The 244-nt window shown below is 68.4% G+C and carries 1 protein-coding gene; it reads right to left on the bottom strand.

Annotated elements, in window-relative coordinates; translation table 11 throughout:
* Positions 1-244: PhoU domain-containing protein (locus EXE44_RS19275; protein ID WP_274595409.1), on the bottom strand; the 244-nt coding region annotated here is incomplete at both ends.

The following is a 244-nucleotide window of genomic DNA, read 5'->3' as shown; positions in this document are numbered from 1 at the left end:
CGTCGAACAGCGCGTCCATCGCCGTGTCGATCACGTCGACGGCGTCGCCGTGGAGGTCGCGTACCGCGTCGACGACCTCGTCGGGCAGGGGATCGTCGATGTTCAGGGTCAGGTGCGCGATCTTCGTCGCGTGATCGCCGATCCGCTCTAGCTGGCGGGCGCTGGAGTGGTAGTCGAAACACTCCTCGCGCGGGAGTCCGAGCTCCTCGGCGGCCTTCGGCGTCCGCAGCGTGGCGCGGAAGAT

Source organism: Halorubrum sp. SS7 (assembly GCF_005435055.1).
Classification (GTDB): domain Archaea; phylum Halobacteriota; class Halobacteria; order Halobacteriales; family Haloferacaceae; genus Halorubrum; species Halorubrum salinarum.
This window is presented reverse-complemented; position numbering and strand designations above follow the sequence as displayed.